The 16,760-nt window shown below is 71.6% G+C and carries 14 protein-coding genes; 5 read left to right on the forward strand and 9 right to left on the reverse strand.

What is annotated here, in order from left to right:
* Positions 1-34: 34 nt before the first annotated feature.
* The 4 genes from ACIPFH_RS25195 to ACIPFH_RS25210 all read right to left on the reverse strand — a co-directional run bounded on the left by ACIPFH_RS25195 (position 35) and on the right by ACIPFH_RS25210 (position 3,669).
* Positions 35-1,156 carry an aminopeptidase P family protein gene (locus ACIPFH_RS25195; protein WP_401829633.1) on the reverse strand — a complete coding sequence of 374 codons (1,122 nt, stop codon included), beginning with the start codon at positions 1,154-1,156 and terminating at the stop codon, positions 35-37.
* 179 nt (positions 1,157-1,335) lie between these two features.
* On the reverse strand, positions 1,336-1,965 hold the full coding sequence (locus ACIPFH_RS25200) for a LysE family translocator (RefSeq protein ID WP_401829635.1): 630 nt from the start codon (positions 1,963-1,965) through the stop codon (positions 1,336-1,338).
* Between the two features lie 109 nt (positions 1,966-2,074).
* Positions 2,075-2,695, reverse strand: coding sequence for a PDZ domain-containing protein (locus ACIPFH_RS25205; protein ID WP_401829638.1), 621 nt, complete (start codon positions 2,693-2,695; stop codon positions 2,075-2,077).
* 107 nt (positions 2,696-2,802) lie between these two features.
* The gene (locus ACIPFH_RS25210) at positions 2,803-3,669 is read right to left on the reverse strand and encodes a LysR family transcriptional regulator (RefSeq protein ID WP_401829640.1); all 867 of its coding nucleotides are present in this window, start codon (positions 3,667-3,669) and stop codon (positions 2,803-2,805) included.
* A 94-nt stretch (positions 3,670-3,763) separates the two neighbouring features.
* On the opposite strand from ACIPFH_RS25210, the gene ACIPFH_RS25215 reads away from it, so the two are divergent.
* Complete coding sequence (locus ACIPFH_RS25215) at positions 3,764-4,495, forward strand: hypothetical protein (RefSeq protein WP_401829642.1); 732 nt, start codon at positions 3,764-3,766, stop codon at positions 4,493-4,495.
* On the opposite strand, the gene cyc2 is transcribed toward ACIPFH_RS25215, so the two are convergent.
* The 4 genes from cyc2 to ACIPFH_RS25235 all read right to left on the reverse strand — a co-directional run bounded on the left by cyc2 (position 4,490) and on the right by ACIPFH_RS25235 (position 11,335).
* The gene (gene cyc2 / locus ACIPFH_RS25220) at positions 4,490-6,670 is read right to left on the reverse strand and encodes a germacradienol/geosmin synthase Cyc2 (RefSeq protein WP_401829645.1); all 2,181 of its coding nucleotides are present in this window, start codon (positions 6,668-6,670) and stop codon (positions 4,490-4,492) included. The two genes, ACIPFH_RS25215 and cyc2, sit on opposite strands and share 6 nt — an antisense overlap.
* A 346-nt stretch (positions 6,671-7,016) precedes the next feature.
* A complete protein-coding gene (locus ACIPFH_RS25225) occupies positions 7,017-8,261 on the reverse strand; it encodes a damage-control phosphatase ARMT1 family protein (RefSeq protein ID WP_401829647.1) in 1,245 nt (414 codons plus the stop codon).
* A 75-nt stretch (positions 8,262-8,336) separates the two neighbouring features.
* Entirely contained in the window at positions 8,337-8,987 is a 651-nt protein-coding gene (locus tag ACIPFH_RS25230; RefSeq protein WP_356262029.1) for a ScbR family autoregulator-binding transcription factor, read from the reverse strand.
* Between the two features lie 539 nt (positions 8,988-9,526).
* Complete coding sequence (locus tag ACIPFH_RS25235; RefSeq protein ID WP_401829650.1) at positions 9,527-11,335, reverse strand: S8 family peptidase; 1,809 nt, start codon at positions 11,333-11,335, stop codon at positions 9,527-9,529.
* Between the two features lie 365 nt (positions 11,336-11,700).
* Here ACIPFH_RS25235 and ACIPFH_RS25240 point away from each other — a divergent pair, with 365 nt between their 5' ends.
* Positions 11,701-12,636, forward strand: a complete 936-nt coding sequence (locus ACIPFH_RS25240; protein WP_401829652.1) for a lytic polysaccharide monooxygenase — start codon at positions 11,701-11,703, stop codon at positions 12,634-12,636.
* Between the two features lie 76 nt (positions 12,637-12,712).
* On the opposite strand, the gene ACIPFH_RS25245 is transcribed toward ACIPFH_RS25240, so the two are convergent.
* Positions 12,713-13,348 (reverse strand): Tat pathway signal sequence domain protein, encoded by a 636-nt coding sequence (locus ACIPFH_RS25245; RefSeq protein ID WP_401829653.1) that lies wholly within the window; start codon positions 13,346-13,348, stop codon positions 12,713-12,715.
* Between the two features lie 678 nt (positions 13,349-14,026).
* Between ACIPFH_RS25245 and ACIPFH_RS25250 the strand changes: the two genes are divergently transcribed.
* From ACIPFH_RS25250 to ACIPFH_RS25260, 3 genes are all read left to right on the forward strand, one after another.
* Positions 14,027-14,692 carry a DUF6230 family protein gene (locus tag ACIPFH_RS25250; RefSeq protein WP_401830220.1) on the forward strand — a complete coding sequence of 222 codons (666 nt, stop codon included), beginning with the start codon at positions 14,027-14,029 and terminating at the stop codon, positions 14,690-14,692.
* On the forward strand, positions 14,692-15,156 hold the full coding sequence (locus ACIPFH_RS25255) for a DUF6114 domain-containing protein (RefSeq protein WP_401829655.1): 465 nt from the start codon (positions 14,692-14,694) through the stop codon (positions 15,154-15,156). Before ACIPFH_RS25250 ends, ACIPFH_RS25255 begins: the two co-directional genes overlap by 1 nt.
* Positions 15,157-15,705: 549 nt before the next feature.
* Complete coding sequence (locus tag ACIPFH_RS25260; protein ID WP_401829657.1) at positions 15,706-16,722, forward strand: substrate-binding domain-containing protein; 1,017 nt, start codon at positions 15,706-15,708, stop codon at positions 16,720-16,722.
* Positions 16,723-16,760 lie beyond the last annotated feature (38 nt).

Below are 16,760 nucleotides of genomic sequence, written 5' to 3' on the forward strand. Positions count from 1 at the left end.
GTTCGGATGGATGCCGGGACTCCTGGGGGATGGGTCAGCCCACTATGACCAGCTCGCGGGTGGTGTCGTTGAGACGGCGGCCGCCGTCCTCGGTGACCGTGACGATGTCCTCGATGCGCACGCCGAACCGGCCCGGCAGGTACACGCCGGGCTCCACGGAGAAGCACATGCCGGGCACCAGTCGCCGCTCCTCTCCCTCGATCATGTAAGGCGGCTCGTGGGTGGTGACGCCGATGCCGTGGCCGGTGCGGTGGATGAAGTACTCGCCGTAGCCGGCGTCGGCGATGACCGCGCGGGCGGCGCGGTCGATCTCCTGGCAGGCGACTCCCGGCCGGACCGCCCCGAAGCCCGCCTCCTGGGCCTCGCGCACCAGGTCGTGGACCCGGCGCTCCTCGTCGGTGGGTTCGCCGACGTGCACGGTGCGGGACGTGTCGGAGCCGTAGCCGTCCTTGAGTCCGCCGAAGTCGAGGACGACCATGTCGCCGTCCTGGATGACCCGGTCGCCGACCTCGTGGTGCGGGTTGGCGCCGTTCGGCCCGGAGGCGACGATGGTGAAGTCGACCTGGGAGTGCCCGAACCTGCGCAGCAGGTCGGCGAGGTCGGCGCCGACCTCCGTCTCCCTACGGCCGCCGAAGGGAACCTTCCGGATCTCCTCGAACGTTGCGTCCGCGGCCGCTCCCGCGGCCGCCATCAGCTCCAGCTCCGCCGCGTCCTTGACGGCGCGGAGCATCGGCAGGGCATCCGTGAGGGAGGCGTAGGAGGTGGCGGGCAGTGCCTTCTGGAGGCCCAGCAGGTGCATCGCCCAGGCGTTGTCGCTGATCCCGAACCGGCCGCCCGTGTCCAGGAGGGCGGCGGTGGCGGCGTAGGGGTCCTTGCCGTCGGTCCAGTCCCGCAGGGTGAGCGCCGGGGCGCCGGTCGCCTTCGCGGCGTCGGGGGCCTCCAGCGTCGGCACGACGAGTACGGGGTCCCGGCCCGGAGCGAGGACGAGCAGGGTGAGTCGTTCGGTGGCGGCGGGGGGCGCGTAGCCGGTGAGCCAGACGAGGTCGGGTCCGGGCGCCACGAGGAGTCCCGCGAGTCCGGCGTCGGCGGCCTCGCGCGCGGCCCGCTCCATGCGGGCCCGGTAGTCGTCGGCGGTGAAGGGCGCGGTGCCGGTCATCCGGACCTCCCAGAAAGGACGTGGCGACTGACGTGTGACGGACGTGGTGACGCGGGCGTGATGACCACGGGCAGCATCCTGCCCGTACGGAGGGGGTCGCGCGAGCCGGTTGACGAGGTTTCGGGCGGGCGGCCTGTCCGGGTGCCGATCACGGGCGGCATCCGGCCCGTCCGGACGGGTCAGCCGTCCAGGGCCATGCGCAGGCCGAGGAGCAGCAGGACACCGCCGGAGACCTGCTCGAGGCGGCGGCGCGCCCCGGCCCGGGACAGGAGAGCCTTCATCCGGCCCACGAACCACACGTAGAGGCCGTAGTAGCCGACCTCGTAGACCGCCCAGAGCGCGGCGAGCCCCACCATGGCCGGGAGGTGCGGGGCGCCGTCCGGCACGAACTGGGGCAGGAAGGAGAGGGCGAAGACGGCTGCCTTCGGGTTGGCGAGGTTCAGCAGCAGTCCACCCCGGTAGGAGGCCCAGCCGCTCTGCTCGACGCCCTCCTGGCCGCCGTCGCCCGGCGCGCCGTCCCCCTGGGTCCGGCGGGCCTGCCGCAGGGTCTGGACACCGAACCGGACCAGCACGACGGCGCCGACGACGCGCAGCAGGTCGTAGGCCACCTGGGAGGCCGTCACCAGGGCCGTGAGGCCGAACGCGGCGACGAGGCCCCGGACGAACACGCCGGTCTCGTTGCCGAGCACGGTCAGGAAGCCGGCGCGGCGGCTGCGCAGCGACTGCTTGGCGATGGGCATGGTGCTGGGTCCGGGTGAGGCGGCCACGAGGGTGCAGGCGCCCAGGAACGCCAGGAGGGAGGTCGGCATGGCGCTCATGGTGGCGTGCGGAGGCCCGCGTCGGCCGGTGGTTCGCCCCGCCGTGCCGACGGGTGGGCGTCGGCGGCCCGGTGGCGCGGGTGGCCTCATCGAGGCCCTCTCAGGTGACGACCCCGGGGGTCACCGTCAACCTGCCGTACCCACCGCCTCGGTGACGTACCGTCAGCTTGATCTCCCTACCCGGGTGAGCCTCGTCGACCGCCCGGGCGAGGTCCGTCGCCGAATCGATCCTGGTGCCGCCGAACGTCAGCAGCACGTCGCCGCGGACCAGGCCCGCCGTGAAGCCCGGGCCGGGGATGTGGACGGCGACGATCTCGGCGCCCGTACGCTCCGCGTCCACGGCCTCCAGACCCAGGGTGGCGTCGGGCCGACGGGCTGACACACCGGCCTGCCCCGACGCCCCGGACGGCTGGGACGACCGGGAGGGCGTGGAGGGGTTCGGCCGGCCCGGGACCGCCCCGCCGCCCGGCTCTCCCGGCCCCGCCTGCCGCTGAAGCTCGGCCAGTCTGCTCATGCCGATGACCGACGCCCCCACGGTGCCGAGTCCCACGCCGGACAGGACCAGGACGGTGCCGGCGAACAGGCCGAACAGCAGGGTCGTCAGCCGTCGGCCGCGACGGCGCGCGGCATGCGGGCGCCGGCTCCGGCCACCCGGCCCGGCACCGCCGCCGCCGGGCTCGGAACCGGGCATGGGCTTGGGACGCAACGCTGTCTGTTCCATGGATCGCCTCCGGCTGGTGCTCTACCCGGCGCGCGGGCGCACCACGAGCCACGAACGAGTGAGACTGACTCAGGGTCAGGGGCGGTAAGGCCGGCTCGCGCCGCATGTCAGGGGCGGGTGGACAGCGCCTCCACCAGTGCCCGCGCCGCACCCGAGGGCTCGCCCGCGTGAACCAGCTCGATCCGGTGCACGACCCGGGGCGCGGTGACCGGGACGGCGACCGTCCCCGGGACACCGGCCGCCACGGAACCGGGCAGCAGGGTGAGGCCGTGGCCGGCGGCGACCAGGGCGGTCAGGACGCGGAGGTCGGCACCGTCGTAGCGCAGGGCCGGGCGGAAGCCGTGGCCGCCGTTCGCGGCACGCAGCTGGGGCAGCGGCAGCCCGGCGTCGGGGGCGTCCAGCCAGCGCGCGTCGGCGAGGTCGCCGAGGCTCAGTCCGCCGCGCCGGGCCAGCGGGTGGCCGGCCGGCAGCAGGACGCGGACCGGTTCCTCGCCGACTCCGTACGTGGTCAGCGGCGCCACGTCGGGCAGCCGGAGCGGGTCGCTGGGCGCCGCCAGACCGTCGACGAGGCCCACGTCGGCCGTGCCCTCGGCGACGGCGGCGCAGACGGCGTCGCGGCCCAGCACCCGCAGCGTCACACCGGCGGGCGGGAGCGCGGCGAGTGCGGCGGAGCCGAGGGCGGTCGGCGAGCCGGCCAGGGCGAGCCCGTGCGAGGGCGCCGAGGCGATCCGGACGACGTCCGCGCGGGCCGCGTCGAGACGCAGCAGCAGTGGCCCCGCGTGTTCGAGCAGTCTTTCCCCTGCCGTGGTGGGCAGAACGGGTCGGCGGGTGAGCAGCGGCGCGCCGAGGTCCTGTTCGAGGGCCGCGATGTGCTGGGAGACGGCCGACTGGGTGTAGCCGAGTTCCCGGGCGGCCTCGGAGAAGGAGGCGAGGCGCACGACGGTGACATAGGTGCGCAGGAGGTGCGGGTCCATGCGCCCAGGGTGACAGGCCGCATCAGTTCTGCTTATCGGGGGTGCAGGAATCATCGTTGGACGTGAAGTCCGGGCCGCGCCCAGGATGAGGGACATGACCGATACCGCAGCTCGGATCGCGAGGGTCGCCCTGGTCGGCGACCGCTCCCCGAACGTCGTCTCGCACACCCGGATCCCGCTCCTGCTGGACGCTCTCGCCGCCCGGGACCGGCTGGTCCTGGACGCCTACTGGATCCCCTCCCAGGAGGCGGAGGCCGAGGGCGCGGTGCGTGGGTTCGACGCGGTGTGGGTGGTGCCGGGGAGCCCGTACCGCAGCGAGGCGGGGGTTCTGTCCGCGATCCGTACGGCGCGCGAGGAGGGCATCCCGTTCCTCGGCACCTGCGGCGGCTTCCAGCACGCGCTGCTGGAGTACGCCCGCAACGTCTGTGGACTGTCGCGCGCGGCGCACGCCGAGAACGACCCCGAGGCGGACGACCCGCTCATCGAGCCTCTGGCCTGTTCGCTCGTGGGGCACGAGGGCGTCGTGACGATCGAGGCGGGCTCGCTCGCCCAGTCGGTGATCGGCTCGGAGCGCACGGTCGAACGCTACTTCTGCGCGTACGGCCCCTCGCGCCACGTCGACATCCTGCGCGCCCACGGGCTGCGCTTCTCCGGTCACGACGAGGACGGCCAGGCACGGATCGCCGAGCTGCCGGGTCATCCCTTCTTCCTGGCCTCCCTGTTCCAGCCGGAGCTGTCGGGCGACGGCTCGCGCCCGCACCCGGTCGTCCGGGCACTGGCGCGAGCGGCGGTGGAACACGCCTCCCGGAAGGGACTCCGGCTATGACCGTCCGGAGGTCGAAAGGTGCGGGACCGGTGTCGTCGGTGCGAAGTCCGGCAGGAAGCCGTGGGTGCGGCGGCCCAGGTAGGCCGACTTGTAGCGGTCGACCTCGCGGTGCCAGTTCAGGATGCCGGCCAGCCAGTTCTGGAGATCGGTGACGTAGTGCCCCATGGCCTCGCGCGCCTCGGGCGAGAGGTCGAAGTCGTCGTACAGGACCGGTAGTTCGTGCGAGACGACATGCTCGAACTGCTGCATGCGCTGGGTCATCAGGTCGTGGACGACGCCGAGCGCGGTCGGGTAGTCGCAGCCGAAGAAGTTCTGCACGACGAGGATCGCGTTGTGCATCTCGCCCTCGTACTCGATCTCCTTCTGGTACGAGAAGACGTCGTTGGTGAGGCACGCGTAGTCCACGGCGGCGTTCTCCAGCGAGCGGACCGGGCCGCTGCGGTAGACCTCCGGCGGGACGGCCGGGCCCTGGCCCATCCGGCACAGGCTCAGCGTGAGGTCGGAGCCGAAGGTGGCGCGGCGCATCTCCAGGTAGTCGACCGGGTCGGGGACGCGGTTCTGGAGCTGGTTGGACAGCTCCCAGACCCAGCTCTCGGTCATGACGTCGACCGCCGCGCGCAGCGTGCGCCGCTGGTCGGGGGTCATCTCGACGGTGGTGCGCGCCCACAGGTCGATCAGGCCGCGCTCCATGCCGTTGACGGGGACGACGGGCGCCTCCTCGCCGTCGACGGGCATACAGGCGGACAGCCGGGCCGTGGTCAGGCGGGCGGCGGCCAGGTCCCGACGGTTCCCGAAGACGAGCGGGTAGTAGTCGTCGCCGTAGGTACCCCAGGCGAGCCAGGCGGCGCTGAGGTCGAGCTCTTCCGCGGTGGCGTCCGGGTCGAGGCCGGCCGAGCACAGCGGGAGGTCGTAGGCGGCGAGTTTGTCCTCGTCCCAGACGCCCTCCCCCAGGATGCCCATCCGGTGCGACCAGGCCGTCAGGCGCGGGCGGCACGCCTCCAGGTGCGGGCTCAACTCCACCTGGAAGGGCATGTGGAAGTCGGGCAGCAGCGACGGGCCGACCTTCTGGAACGGCACGTGCGCGTACGCCCGCAGCCGTTCGGCGGCCGCGGAGGCCAGCAGCGCGCCGACGTCGGCGGCGGAGGTGCCCGGGCCGGTCAGCTTCTGCCAGGGCACGTCGGAGGTGGCGCCCTTGTTCATGTAGCGGCTGGAGCGCATGTGCCATTCGTGGCCGCCGGACTGCCAGTCCTGCAGGCCCTTGGTGTACGCCGCGACCGCGAGGACCTCGTCGGGTGTGAGGCCCTTCTCCAGGGCCACCGCGGGCACTTCGGTGAACGCGGTGTGCTCGAACTGGTGGAGGCGCGAGGTGAGGATGTCGTTGACGGTGTCGGCGGCCTCCTGGGTGGTGCAGCCGAAGAAGGTCTCCAGGACGAGCACGCCGTTGCTGTTCTCGCCCTCGTCCTCGACCTCGCGCTGGTAAGAGAACAGGTCGTTGCGCAGGTGCACGGCGTCGGAGAAGGTCTCCATCAGCACCCTGAGCGGCCTCGACCGGGCGACGGCGGCCGGGACCTCGGCCGTCGCGTACTCCACGAGCCCCGCCGACCAGGGCGCTCCGCCCACCTTGCGCCGCATCTCGATGTATTCGACGGGATTGGCGATCCGCCCCTCGTTGATGTTGGACAGCTCCCACATCGACTCGTTGAGCAGGTGTTCCGTCGCCACGGCGAACCGGCGCCGCCAGTCCTGCGACATGTCCGGCACGGTGCGCGCCCACAGGTCGGCGAGGCCCGCCTCGACCGGGTTGCGCGGCTCGGGCACGGGAGTGGACAGGTCCAGTGGCATGAACAGCGGCAGCCGGTCCAGGTGGGCCTTGCCTGCGGCGCGGTCCGGGGTGCGCTTGAACATGTCGAGGAAGTGGTCGTCGAAGAAGAACACCCACACGTACCAGTCGGTGATCAACGACAGTGCGGGACCGTCACAGTCGGGGTGGGTGTAGGCGCACAGCAGGCCGTAGTCGTGCGCTTCCAGGTCGGCCTGCTCCCAGATCCCGGACCCCTCCAGCATGCCCATGTCCCGCGCCCACCGCGTCGAGTGGGCCCGCGCCTCCTCGACGTGCGGGTTCAGGCGCGCGGGGTGCGGCATGTAGAAGTGCGGGAGTTCGAACGGTTGCGTCATGGCCGGGCCCTACCCGGGGGTTCCGACCCCCATCCCCGGGGCGACACATGATCACACCATCGCGTGAACCGGACGGAATGCCGTGCACCGTGGGGAGCTTGGCATACCCGTCCGTGCGTCCCTCGCGCGACCTGCCGGGTCCTCCCGGCGCGGCGCCGTGGACGCGGGCGGGGACCGGGTGGTGATCCGGTCGCGTTCGCCCGGCAGTTCGACCGGCTCGTCGACGCGGAAGGTGGTGCAGTCGAGGCCCACGCACGCGTGGACGCGGCTCGCGTCCCGTCCTGGGCGGCCCCGTCCGGGTTCCGGGGGCACGGCGACGCGGTGGGAGTCGCCGAGCCCGACGGCACTACTCCCGCACCTGGATCAGCGCATGGGTACCTCCGGTGCGCCAGCGCTGCCCCTCGGCGGCGACCAGGGCGGCCTCCGTGTCGGCGTCCAGGCCGGTGATCACGTCCGACTTCAGCGTGCGCAGGGCCGCGACCGGGCCGGGGAAGTACGCGGTGACATCGGCGAAAGGGGTGGTCGGGCGCCATCGGCTGTCGCCCACCAGACGGCGGTAGTTGAGGTCGCCCTTCACGATCGTCAGGGAGGCCGCCGCGAAGTCGGCCCGCAGGTCCTCCGGCATCGCCGCGTAGGGCAGTGGCGCGCAGGAGAAGGGGTGGGCGCGGACCGTGAGGGTGCCGTCGGCCATCGCCGCCCACAACCGCCGGCCGTGGTCGGCGGCCGCTCCCCCCGCACCCGTCAGCTTCCTGAGCGCGTCGACGACGTCGGCCGTCGTGGCGTCGGAGACGTAGTACGGGTACGGCTTCACGTGCAGCACGACGCGGCCGCACCGCCCGTGGTCCAGGAGATGAGCGGCCAGGAGGAGGTCGGGGATCAGCTCGCGGCCCGCGTTGTCGGCGACCAGACACAGTGTCCCGGCGCCGCTCTCCCCACCCCTGCCGAGGCCGGTTTCGGTACCGGTGCCCGAATCCGCTTCCTCAGCCGGATCCGCGGCCGGCAGCAGTGCCCACAGTGTCTCGCTGTCGTCGGCGACCAGCGCCGGTACGGCGGCCCGCTCCCCGGCCTCGGCGTCGGACAGCCGGAAGCCGAGGTCGGCGCGGTTTCCCCAGAGGGAGCCGTGCAGCAGGGCGCGGGCCCGTTCATCGGCCGGGCGGGCTTCGAGGGTGTCGAGCACGCTCAACTCGTCGTCGGTCTCGGGCGCGTCGAGCTCGGCGAGCTTGAAGGGGCGGAACGGGTCGATGCCCTGCCAGGGTCCGGGCCCGAAGTAGCCGACGGCGTCGAGGAGTCGGCGGTAGAAGTAGCTCTCCGACCACAGCCAGGGCACGTCGAACCAGGATCGGCCGACGTACGCGTCGAGACCCCAGCTCCGCCACCGGTCCCGGTCGGGCGCGGCGGCGGGGAGCGGTTCGATCACGCCCTTGGTGCAGTTGTCCAGCAGCGCGTCCAGCCCCCGGTGGACGTCCGGACCGTAGGGGAACGCGTCCCGCACCTGCTGGATGATCGCCGGATGCCGTGCGGCCAGGACGCTGTGGGGGAAGGAGCCGGGCTCATTGCCGAGGATCACGGGCGAGGCGGGGGTGTCGGACATGCGGCTCACCGTATCCCGGGGGCGCGCCAGGAGGGCGGCCGTCACCCGCCCCTCGCGCTCCGGGGGCCCACGCGCTCACACCGCCGCCATGATCTCCCGCTCCAGTCGCGCCGCGAGGCTGAGATAGCGCGGTCGGCGCGGTACCGGTACCAGGCCGCGGATGAGGACGTGCCACATCTCGGCCATCCGGCGGGGCAGCCGGCCGGCGGGTTCGCGGGAGCGGCCGACGACCCGGGTGCCGACGAAGAAGCAGACCAGGGAGTGGGCCACGGCGTCGACGTCGACGTCCGAGTGGAGGTCCGACTCCTTGAGCGCGCCGCCGAGTCGCCGGGAGATCAGGTCCAGCAACTCCACGAAGGGATGCGGCAGGGGCGGCCGGACCCCCACTCCGCCCGTGGCGAGCCGCAGACCGGCCCGGGCGATCGGCCCCTCGACCGACAATCGCGTCAGCGCGAACGTCAGGCGGATCAGGGCTTCCATGGAGGCGTAGCCACGACCGTCGATCTCGCCGGCGATCCGGCGTGAGGCCGAGGACTGCAACTCCATGATGGCGTGGGCCAGGTCCTCCTTCGCCGCGAAGTGGAAGTAGAGGGCGCCCTTGGTGACATGGGCGTGCGCGACGATGTCACTGAGACTTGTCGACTCGTAGCCGTGCCGGTCGAACAGGTCGGCGGCGGCCGTGATGATCGTCGTGCGGGTCTGTTCGGCGCGTAACTGCCTCGCCATCGACTGGTACTCTCCCGGGCCGGTAACGAACGGGGCATGCCGTTTTTTCTCACCCCCCGTACACAATAGCTCACTGTACGGCGGCCACGGCGGCGAGGCCGAAACCGCCGACAGCCCTCACGCCCCCCTGACTCGTGCGCAGTTGCTGGCCGGTCGGCGCAAGCCTCCCACAGAGAACGTACCGGAGGCATAGTCGAAGAAGAAGCAAAAGAGACGGGCTGCGCGGTTTCCGCTTGTGGACCTTGCATGGACGGGGTGTCGGAGCGCGCCCCGGCGACACGTGTCACCACGTACCGAAGTACCCACGGCACCCTACAGACCACACCCGCGGTCGCCGGCCCGGTGCGGGGCGACCGGTTGGCCTTCATCGGAAACGGGCGGCCCCCGCGAGGGCGACTCCGTTCCGCAAACGGAACCCACCGGCCGGGGCCGGGTGCACCCGGGTGCACCGGGAACAGACGTGAGGCGGGCCGGTCGGTGTCCATCCACACCGGCCGGCCCGCCCGTTCGTTCGTCGCACGCGGCGACCACGCCTCCGCTCAGAAGGTCAGCTTCCAGCTGTTGAGCGTGCCGGTGTCCTGCGCCGCCGTGTCCTGGACGCGCAGCTTCCAGGTGCCGTTGGCGGTCTCGCTCGAGGCGTTCACCGAGTAGGTGGTGCTGACGTTGTCGGCGGAGTCCGAGGAACTGGCCGCCTTCAACCGATAGGCGGTGCCGTCGGGCGCCACGAGGTCGATCACCAGGTCGCCGCGGTAGGTGTGGGTGATGTCGACGCCGACCTGAAGGGTGCTCGGGGCGTTGCCCGTGCGGCCGCTGACGGCGATCGAGGACTCGACGGCGGAGCCGTTGTCCGGGATCGGGACCGCGGTCGTGCTGGAGAAGGTGGTGCCCCCCGTGGAGCCGCCGGAGCCGCTCACCGCCTGCACCGTCCTGGCCGCGTCCGCCAGGCCCGCGCCGCAGCCACCGGAGCAGGCGCCGGGCAGGGCACGGGCGTTGTTCTTGATGGCCGTCTCTATCTGCGCGGGCGTCAGCGCGGAGTTCGCCGACTTGACCAGCGCGACCAGGCCCGCGATGTGCGGGGTGGCCATGCTGGTGCCCTGGTAGTAGGCGTACGACTCGCTCGACGGCGTCTTCGTCCCGGAGTTCAGGGTGGACAGGATGCCGTTCGCGGTGCCGGTGCTGGTCTGGCCGCCGGGCGCCGATATGTCCACGAGGGAGCCGTAGTTGGAGTAGGAAGCCTTGGCGCCGGTGCGGTTGGTCGCGGCGACCGAGATGACGTTGTTGCAGTTGCCCGGCGAGTGGTTCGCGACGTTGTCGCTCTCGTTGCCGGCGGCGACCACGACGGTCGTGCCCCGGTTCACGGCGGCGGTGATCGCACTCTGGGTCGCCGAGGTGCAGGCCCCGTCGCCGCCCAGGCTCATGTTGATGACCTTGGCGACGTTGGAGTTGGCCGGCACACCGGAAACGGTGCCGCCGGACGCCCAGGTGATCGCGTCGATGATGTCGGAGTCGTAACCGCCGCACTTGCCGAGCACCCGGACCGGGGAGATCTTCGCGCCGTACGCGATGCCCGCGACGCCCTTGCCGTTGTTCGTCACGGCGGCGATGGTGCCGGCCACGTGGGTGCCGTGCCAGGAGGAGCTACTGGCCGGGATGCCGGAGCCGCAGTCGTTGGCCGCGTAGTAGTCGCCCGGGTCGGCCGGGTTGCTGTCGCGGCCGTCGCCGTCGACGGAGACCGCGGTGTCGGCGATGAAGTCGTAGCCGCCGACGATGTTCGCGGCGAGGTCGGTGTGCGCGACGTAACCGGTGTCGATGACGGCGACGGTGACGCCGGTGCCCGTCGAAGTGGTCCAGGCGCCCGGCACGTTCATGCCCGCGGTGGTCTCGAAGAGGTCCCACTGCTTGGTGTACTCGGTGTCGTTCGGGTCGGCCTTCGGCTTGTTCAGCCGGTCCGGGACGACATAGGCGACCTCCGGGTCGGCCCGGTACTGGGCGACGACGTCGGCGACGTCCGCCTTCGTGAGGTCGTCGCCCAGGTCCACGAGGGCGGCGCCGGTGCCGAGACGGCGCTGGAAGTCGACGTCCTCACCGCTCTTCTCGCCCTTGGCGGCGGCGTCCGCCTCGGCGGCCGGGTTCGACTTCGCCTCGGCGGCACCGGACTTGTAGCCGACGATGAGGCGCTCGGCCGGGGTGCCGGGCGCGGCCTCGGTCTGGGCGGCGGGGAGCGCGGAACCCTGGGAAACGGGTTCCTGGGCGGCGACGGCCGAAGCGGTCGACGCGGCGGCGAGCAGGGCCGCGGAGGCCGCGGCGACGGATATCAGCTTCCGTCTCAGGGCGGGTGAGGTGCGCAAGGGCGTGCCTTTCGTAACCGACTCCGGACAGGGCGGAGCGGCGGTCGATTCGCTTCGGCGGGGAAGCGGCGGGGGGTGCCACGAAGAGTGGTGAAAGGGCCGGCCAGGCGCGGGAACCGACCACGTCGGGGTTACCTGTGGGTCGGCTGTGCTGGAACGATAGGCAAAGAATCAGTCATCCGGATACAGGGGAAACCCTCGATCCGGCCGGAATCCCACCCTTGACGAACACGATCGGTCGGCGAGTGCCCGGATTGATCCCGCGTGCAGGCGCGTCAGCCCGCGGGACGGTGCACTGAACGCGCCGGGCCGGATTCCCGTACTGACGGCAGACCGTTCCCGCGCCGGCCGAGGAGACGTCCCCGATGCCCCGCACGACCGCACAACGCACCGCAGCTCTGGCGGCCGCCGCCGTGAGCCCGCTCCTGCTGGGCCTGTGGGCCGCCGGACCGGCCCAGGCGCACGGCGCCCCCACGAACCCGGTCAGCAGGGTGTTCGCCTGTTCCCCCGAGGGCGGAGCCGACGCGAGGACCGCGGCCTGCCGGGCGGCCGTCGACGCGAACGGCACGTCCTTCGCCGCGTGGGACAACCTGCGGGTGGCGAACGTGAACGGCCGCGACCGGCAGACCATTCCCGACGGGCAGCTGTGCAGCGGGGGTCTGTCCGCGTACAAGGGGCTCGACCTCGCCCGCGCCGACTGGCCGTCGACCCGGCTCACCCCGGGCGGGACGCTGCGCATGACGTACGCCTCGACGATCGCGCACACCGGCACGTTCAAGCTGTATCTGACGAAGCCGGGGTACGACCCGTCGAAGCCGCTCACCTGGTCCGATCTGCCGGCGAGTCCGTTCGCCGAGGTCAAGGACCCAGCACTGACGAACGGCGCCTACCACCTGACGGCGAAGCTGCCCGCCGACCGGACAGGACGTCAGATGCTCTACACGATCTGGCAGAACAGCAGCACGCCCGACACCTACTACTCGTGCTCGGACGTGATGTTCCCCCAGGCGGCTGCGCAGAGCGCGCCGGAGAAGGCGCCGCCGACGAAGGCGCCCGCTTCGGCGACGCCCAGGACCTCCGCGAGCGCGACACCCAGCCCCTCGTCCGCCGGACCGTCGGCGTCGACGGCGTCCGGCGCCCTGCCCGCGCAGGCCGGCGCGTCCGGTCCCGAGAGCACCCCGGTGGCGTCCACCACCGCCGCCGGCTCCGGGCCGTCCGCGCCGATGCTGGCGGGCGGCGCCGCGGCGGTGTTGGTGCTCACCGGCGGCGCCGCCCTTGTCGCGCGCCTGCGTCGGCGCTGAACTCCCCTTGCGGGAAGCTCAGCCGGAAGGACGCCGATCAGTCGCGCCGACTGTTCTCAGTTGACGGTGCAGGTGTTCAGTTGACGGTGACGGCCGCGCCCGCGTCGGTCACCGGGGAGTACTTGGCGGTGAAGTAGCCGCTGGCGAAGCAGAGCGACGAGCCGGACGTCTTGGTGAACTGCTGGCCGACGAAGTTGATGCTGTTGTCGGCGTTGTTCGCCGTGCCGGTCAGGCTGGGCGCCTGGTAGACGCAGTTGATGCTGCCCAGCAGGGTGCGCAGCACGACCGTGGTCTGGATGGTGGAGCCGCTCGCCGGGGTCACGGTGACGGTGCCGTCCGAGGCCACGTCCGTGGTGTAGGCCAGGTTGTTGACCGTGACGCCGGTGACGCCGAGCACGCCGATGACGTTCGCGGTGCAGCTGCCGAAGGTGTGCCCGGTGAGCGACTCGGTGGCGGTGCCGGGGGCGGTGGGGTTGTCGGTGACCGTGGCGCTGAACGCGGACGCGGCACAGGAGACGCCGCTGGTCCCGGTCGCGCTGGAGTACAGCGTGGCGGCCGTGCCGGTGGCGAGGGAGGCGTTGAGGACGTCACCGACGGCGACGTCTCCGTTGGCGGTCGTCAGCACCGCGCCGGCCGCGGAGGCCGGGGTGACGGCCGTGAGCGAGAGCGCCGCGACAGTACCGGCGAGGGCGAGGAGGGAGCGAGTGCGCATGCGGGTGCCTCTTTCTCAAGTGGGGCTTTTGTCGGGGGGTTGGTCGTGGGGGGTGAACCGGCGCGTTGCTGGTCGCAACAGGAGGGGACGCGGGTCGGCGTCCGCCGTTGCCGGTCCGTGACGCCTTCTCCGTACGTGACGGACCGGCAACCGCGGCCGGCCGGTGACCGCCCGGAGGCACTGGTGAGTGACTCCGGCCGGGCCGGGCGGGGAGAGGCGACCGGTCGCGCCGCTGGGGGAAGCGGTTGCACCGGTGCCGTGAAGGGATCGAGCTCGGGACCGAGTGGCCCGTACTGGCTGAAAAGCGTCCGGGAGCGCGGCGAGGTCGCCGCGCTGCGGATCCGGCGCCACGGATCCCGGCTGAGCCAGGGAGAGTTGTAGACCTGATGGACAGTCAACGTCAAGGCATTGAGAGTAAGTTGATGTACCGGCAGACATGTGCGAGGGCCCTGCGGAACACGCGGTCGACAGGTGGCACAAAATGAACACTCTTTTTCCACATCTCCCTTGACCGCCTGGTGTAACCATCGGTAACTTCCTCGATGGCTACTGCTGCGTAACCAGAAAGCCCTTGCGGTTTCCGGGAGTCGCGAGGAGGCGTGCGCTGCAGCCGCTGTCCGCGCCAGGACAACGTGCCACTGAAGCCCAACCCGCATCATCAAGCGCATGGGAGCAGACATGGCCTCGTCCCCGGACGTCACTTCGTCCGCCGACCACACCCCCGAGAACCCCGAAAGCGGTTCCGCAGAGAGACGCGGCCGGGTCCGGCTGCGCCGGGCCGCCGTCATGGCGGTGCCCGCCACCTTCATCGCCGCGGGACTCGCGGTCCTCACCGCCCAGGGCGCCCTGGGCGTTCAGTTCGCGATCTCCGGGATGCCCTTCGTCGTCACCGCCGACCGGCTCGACGGTGAGGGCTTCGCCCAGTTCGGCGGCCTGGACAACATGATCGAGAACAGCCCCAACCAGGGCGACACCGGCGGCCAGGTCCTGGTCGTCACCTCGGTCGTGAAGAACGGCAAGATCACCAACATGTGCCAGAGCGTCGACCTCGGCGGCATCCAGCTCATCCTCAAGGCCGGCGGCGGGTCCACCCCGGTGAGCGTGAAGAACCTGGCCATCGACTCCGACGAGATCACGGGCGACGCCGAGTTCAACAACATCGAGATCGGCCGCGACTCCAGCACCTTCGACAAGGTCCCGATCCAGGGCCCCCCGGGCGTCTACGGCCAGCAGGCCGACACGGTCGTCATCAAGAACCTGTACCAGCACAACTACGCGGCCACCGCGGCCGTCTTCAAGCTTCCCGGCCTGAAGATGTTCTTCTCGAGCGAGGGCTGCAAGTAATGACCTCCACCCAGTGGCGGGCCCGCTTCCGGGAGTGGAGAGGCCACCGGCCTTTCGCGGGCGGCGTGCTGCTCGTCCTGGGCGGCGCGGAGATCCTCGTGACCATGAAGGCACCGCTCCCGGTGATCCTTCACGTGGGTATGCAGGGCCTGGCGGGTTACCTCCTGCCCACCCTGATGGTGGTCTGCGGTCTGCTCATCATCTTCAACCCCAGCCAGCGGCTGTTCTACTCGATCATCGCCATCCTGCTCTCCCTGGGCACCTGGCTCACGTCGAACATCGGCGGTTTCGTCGTCGGCCTCCTGCTGGGAGCCGTGGGCAGCAGCATCTCCTTCGGCTGGCTGCCCGACCAGGAGCCGCGCAAGAGCCGCCGACAGGGGCGCAAGGTGGAGGCGCGGGCCGAGTTGTCCGCCGAGGCGGCCCGCAAGGACGGCCCCTTCTCCGGAGCGGGCGAACCCGCCTGACACGGGGCACTCGCGGATCCGACCCGCGGTCGTGACACACGACCGCACGTCATTCACCGGCGGGGCCGGGACGACCTGTGCACAGCAGGCCGCTCCCGGCCCCGCCGGTTTCATCGTTGCGCCGTCGCCGGACGGCTCCACCGGCGGCCACGGCGGCCACGGCGGCCGCCGGGTTCGCCGGGTGCTCGCGGTCCGTTCCCGGTGCCGTGTGCGCCGAGCCACGGCACCGGGACGAGAGGTCGTCCACGTCGAGGCCTTCGAGGGACGGGGCGGCGGACCGCGGGCCCGCCCCGCGACCGACACATTCCCCTTAGGGTTTGACGATCAGTCAATTCAGCTGCGCATATGCTTCTTTTCGTCGTCGGCGCCCCGTTCCGGATCACAATGCGGCAGCGGCACCTCACACCTTGTGGTTGCTCACTTGACTACCAGCGGTCACACACGGTTGGCTCCGAGCCAACGAATCCCTCTCGCCGGTGCGCACCTCTTCGCTCCGGCGGTGCTCGCCCCGTCCTCCCTGCTCTGCCGCACAGCGAGGTGCAGCCCCCCATGAACACTCCCCTCTCCGCCCCGACCGCTCCCGCTCCACTCGGGTCCGCACGCCTCACCGCCCTGGCCGCGGCCTGCTGCCTCCTCCTGCTGACCGGCTGCTCCGGCGCCACGTCGTCCGGCTCGGACACGGACGCGGCAGGCCGGTCCGGCGACCGGATCAAGATCACCCTGATCACCCACGGCGCCAAGGGCGACGCCTTCTGGGAACTCGTACGCAAGGGCGCCGAGGCCGCCGCCGCCAAGGACGGCGTCGATCTGACATACGCCAGCGACTCCGACGCCGGCGGACAGGCCGAGCTGGTGCGGGAGGCGGTCAGCGACCGGGTCGACGGCATCGCGGTGACCCTCGCCAAGCCACAGGCCATGAAGGGCCCGGTGGCCCGGGCCAAGGCGGCCGGCATACCCGTGGTGGGACTCAACTCTGGTATCGACGCCTGGCGTTCGGTGGGACTTCTGGAGTACTTCGGCCAGGACGAGAGTGTCGCGGGCCGCGCCGTCGGCGACAAACTCGACGGCCTCGGGGCGAAGCACGCCCTGTGCGTCATCCACGAGCGGGGCAACATCGCTCTGGAGGCGCGCTGCGCGGGCGTGAAGAAGACGTTCACCGGCGAGACCGAGATGCTCTACGTCGACGGAACGGACATGGACGCCACGACCGCCACCGTCGAGGCACGCCTCCGGCAGGAACCCGACATCGACGAAGTCATCACCCTGGGCGCGCAGTTCGCGCTCGCCGCGGTGCAGGCGGCAGGGAAGGCCGACAGCAAGGCCAAGGTCGCCACCTTCGACCTCAACAAGGATCTGGTCACGGCCGTGCGCGACGGCGGCGTGCAGTTCGCGGTGGACCAACAGCCTTATCTCCAGGGCTATCTGGCCGTCGACGCGCTCTGGCTCCACAAGACCAACGGCAACGTCAGCGGCGGCGGTGTGGCGCCCGTACTGACGGGCCCGGCCTTCGTCACGAAGACCAACGTCGCCGCAGTCGCCCGCTTCGCCGCCGCCGGAACCCGCTGACCCGGCAGTTCGCCTCCCTCCCCCGCTCCGCTCCCCCT

The organism is Streptomyces sp. NPDC088157, assembly GCF_044741545.1.
Taxonomy (GTDB): Bacteria; Actinomycetota; Actinomycetes; order Streptomycetales; family Streptomycetaceae; genus Streptomyces.

Coding starts and splice junctions, on each gene's coding strand:
- ACIPFH_RS25240 (WP_401829652.1), top strand. CDS start 11,701: ATGCCCCGCACGACCGCACAACGCACCGCAGCTCTGGCGGCCGCCGCC.
- ACIPFH_RS25195 (WP_401829633.1), bottom strand. CDS start 1,156: ATGACCGGCACCGCGCCCTTCACCGCCGACGACTACCGGGCCCGCATG.
- ACIPFH_RS25250 (WP_401830220.1), top strand. CDS start 14,027: ATGGCCTCGTCCCCGGACGTCACTTCGTCCGCCGACCACACCCCCGAG.
- ACIPFH_RS25200 (WP_401829635.1), bottom strand. CDS start 1,965: ATGCCGACCTCCCTCCTGGCGTTCCTGGGCGCCTGCACCCTCGTGGCC.
- ACIPFH_RS25260 (WP_401829657.1), top strand. CDS start 15,706: ATGAACACTCCCCTCTCCGCCCCGACCGCTCCCGCTCCACTCGGGTCC.
- ACIPFH_RS25255 (WP_401829655.1), top strand. CDS start 14,692: ATGACCTCCACCCAGTGGCGGGCCCGCTTCCGGGAGTGGAGAGGCCAC.
- cyc2 (WP_401829645.1), bottom strand. CDS start 6,670: ATGACGCAACCGTTCGAACTCCCGCACTTCTACATGCCGCACCCCGCG.
- ACIPFH_RS25210 (WP_401829640.1), bottom strand. CDS start 3,669: ATGGACCCGCACCTCCTGCGCACCTATGTCACCGTCGTGCGCCTCGCC.
- ACIPFH_RS25230 (WP_356262029.1), bottom strand. CDS start 8,987: ATGGCGAGGCAGTTACGCGCCGAACAGACCCGCACGACGATCATCACG.
- ACIPFH_RS25225 (WP_401829647.1), bottom strand. CDS start 8,261: ATGTCCGACACCCCCGCCTCGCCCGTGATCCTCGGCAATGAGCCCGGC.
- ACIPFH_RS25205 (WP_401829638.1), bottom strand. CDS start 2,695: ATGGAACAGACAGCGTTGCGTCCCAAGCCCATGCCCGGTTCCGAGCCC.
- ACIPFH_RS25245 (WP_401829653.1), bottom strand. CDS start 13,348: ATGCGCACTCGCTCCCTCCTCGCCCTCGCCGGTACTGTCGCGGCGCTC.
- ACIPFH_RS25215 (WP_401829642.1), top strand. CDS start 3,764: ATGACCGATACCGCAGCTCGGATCGCGAGGGTCGCCCTGGTCGGCGAC.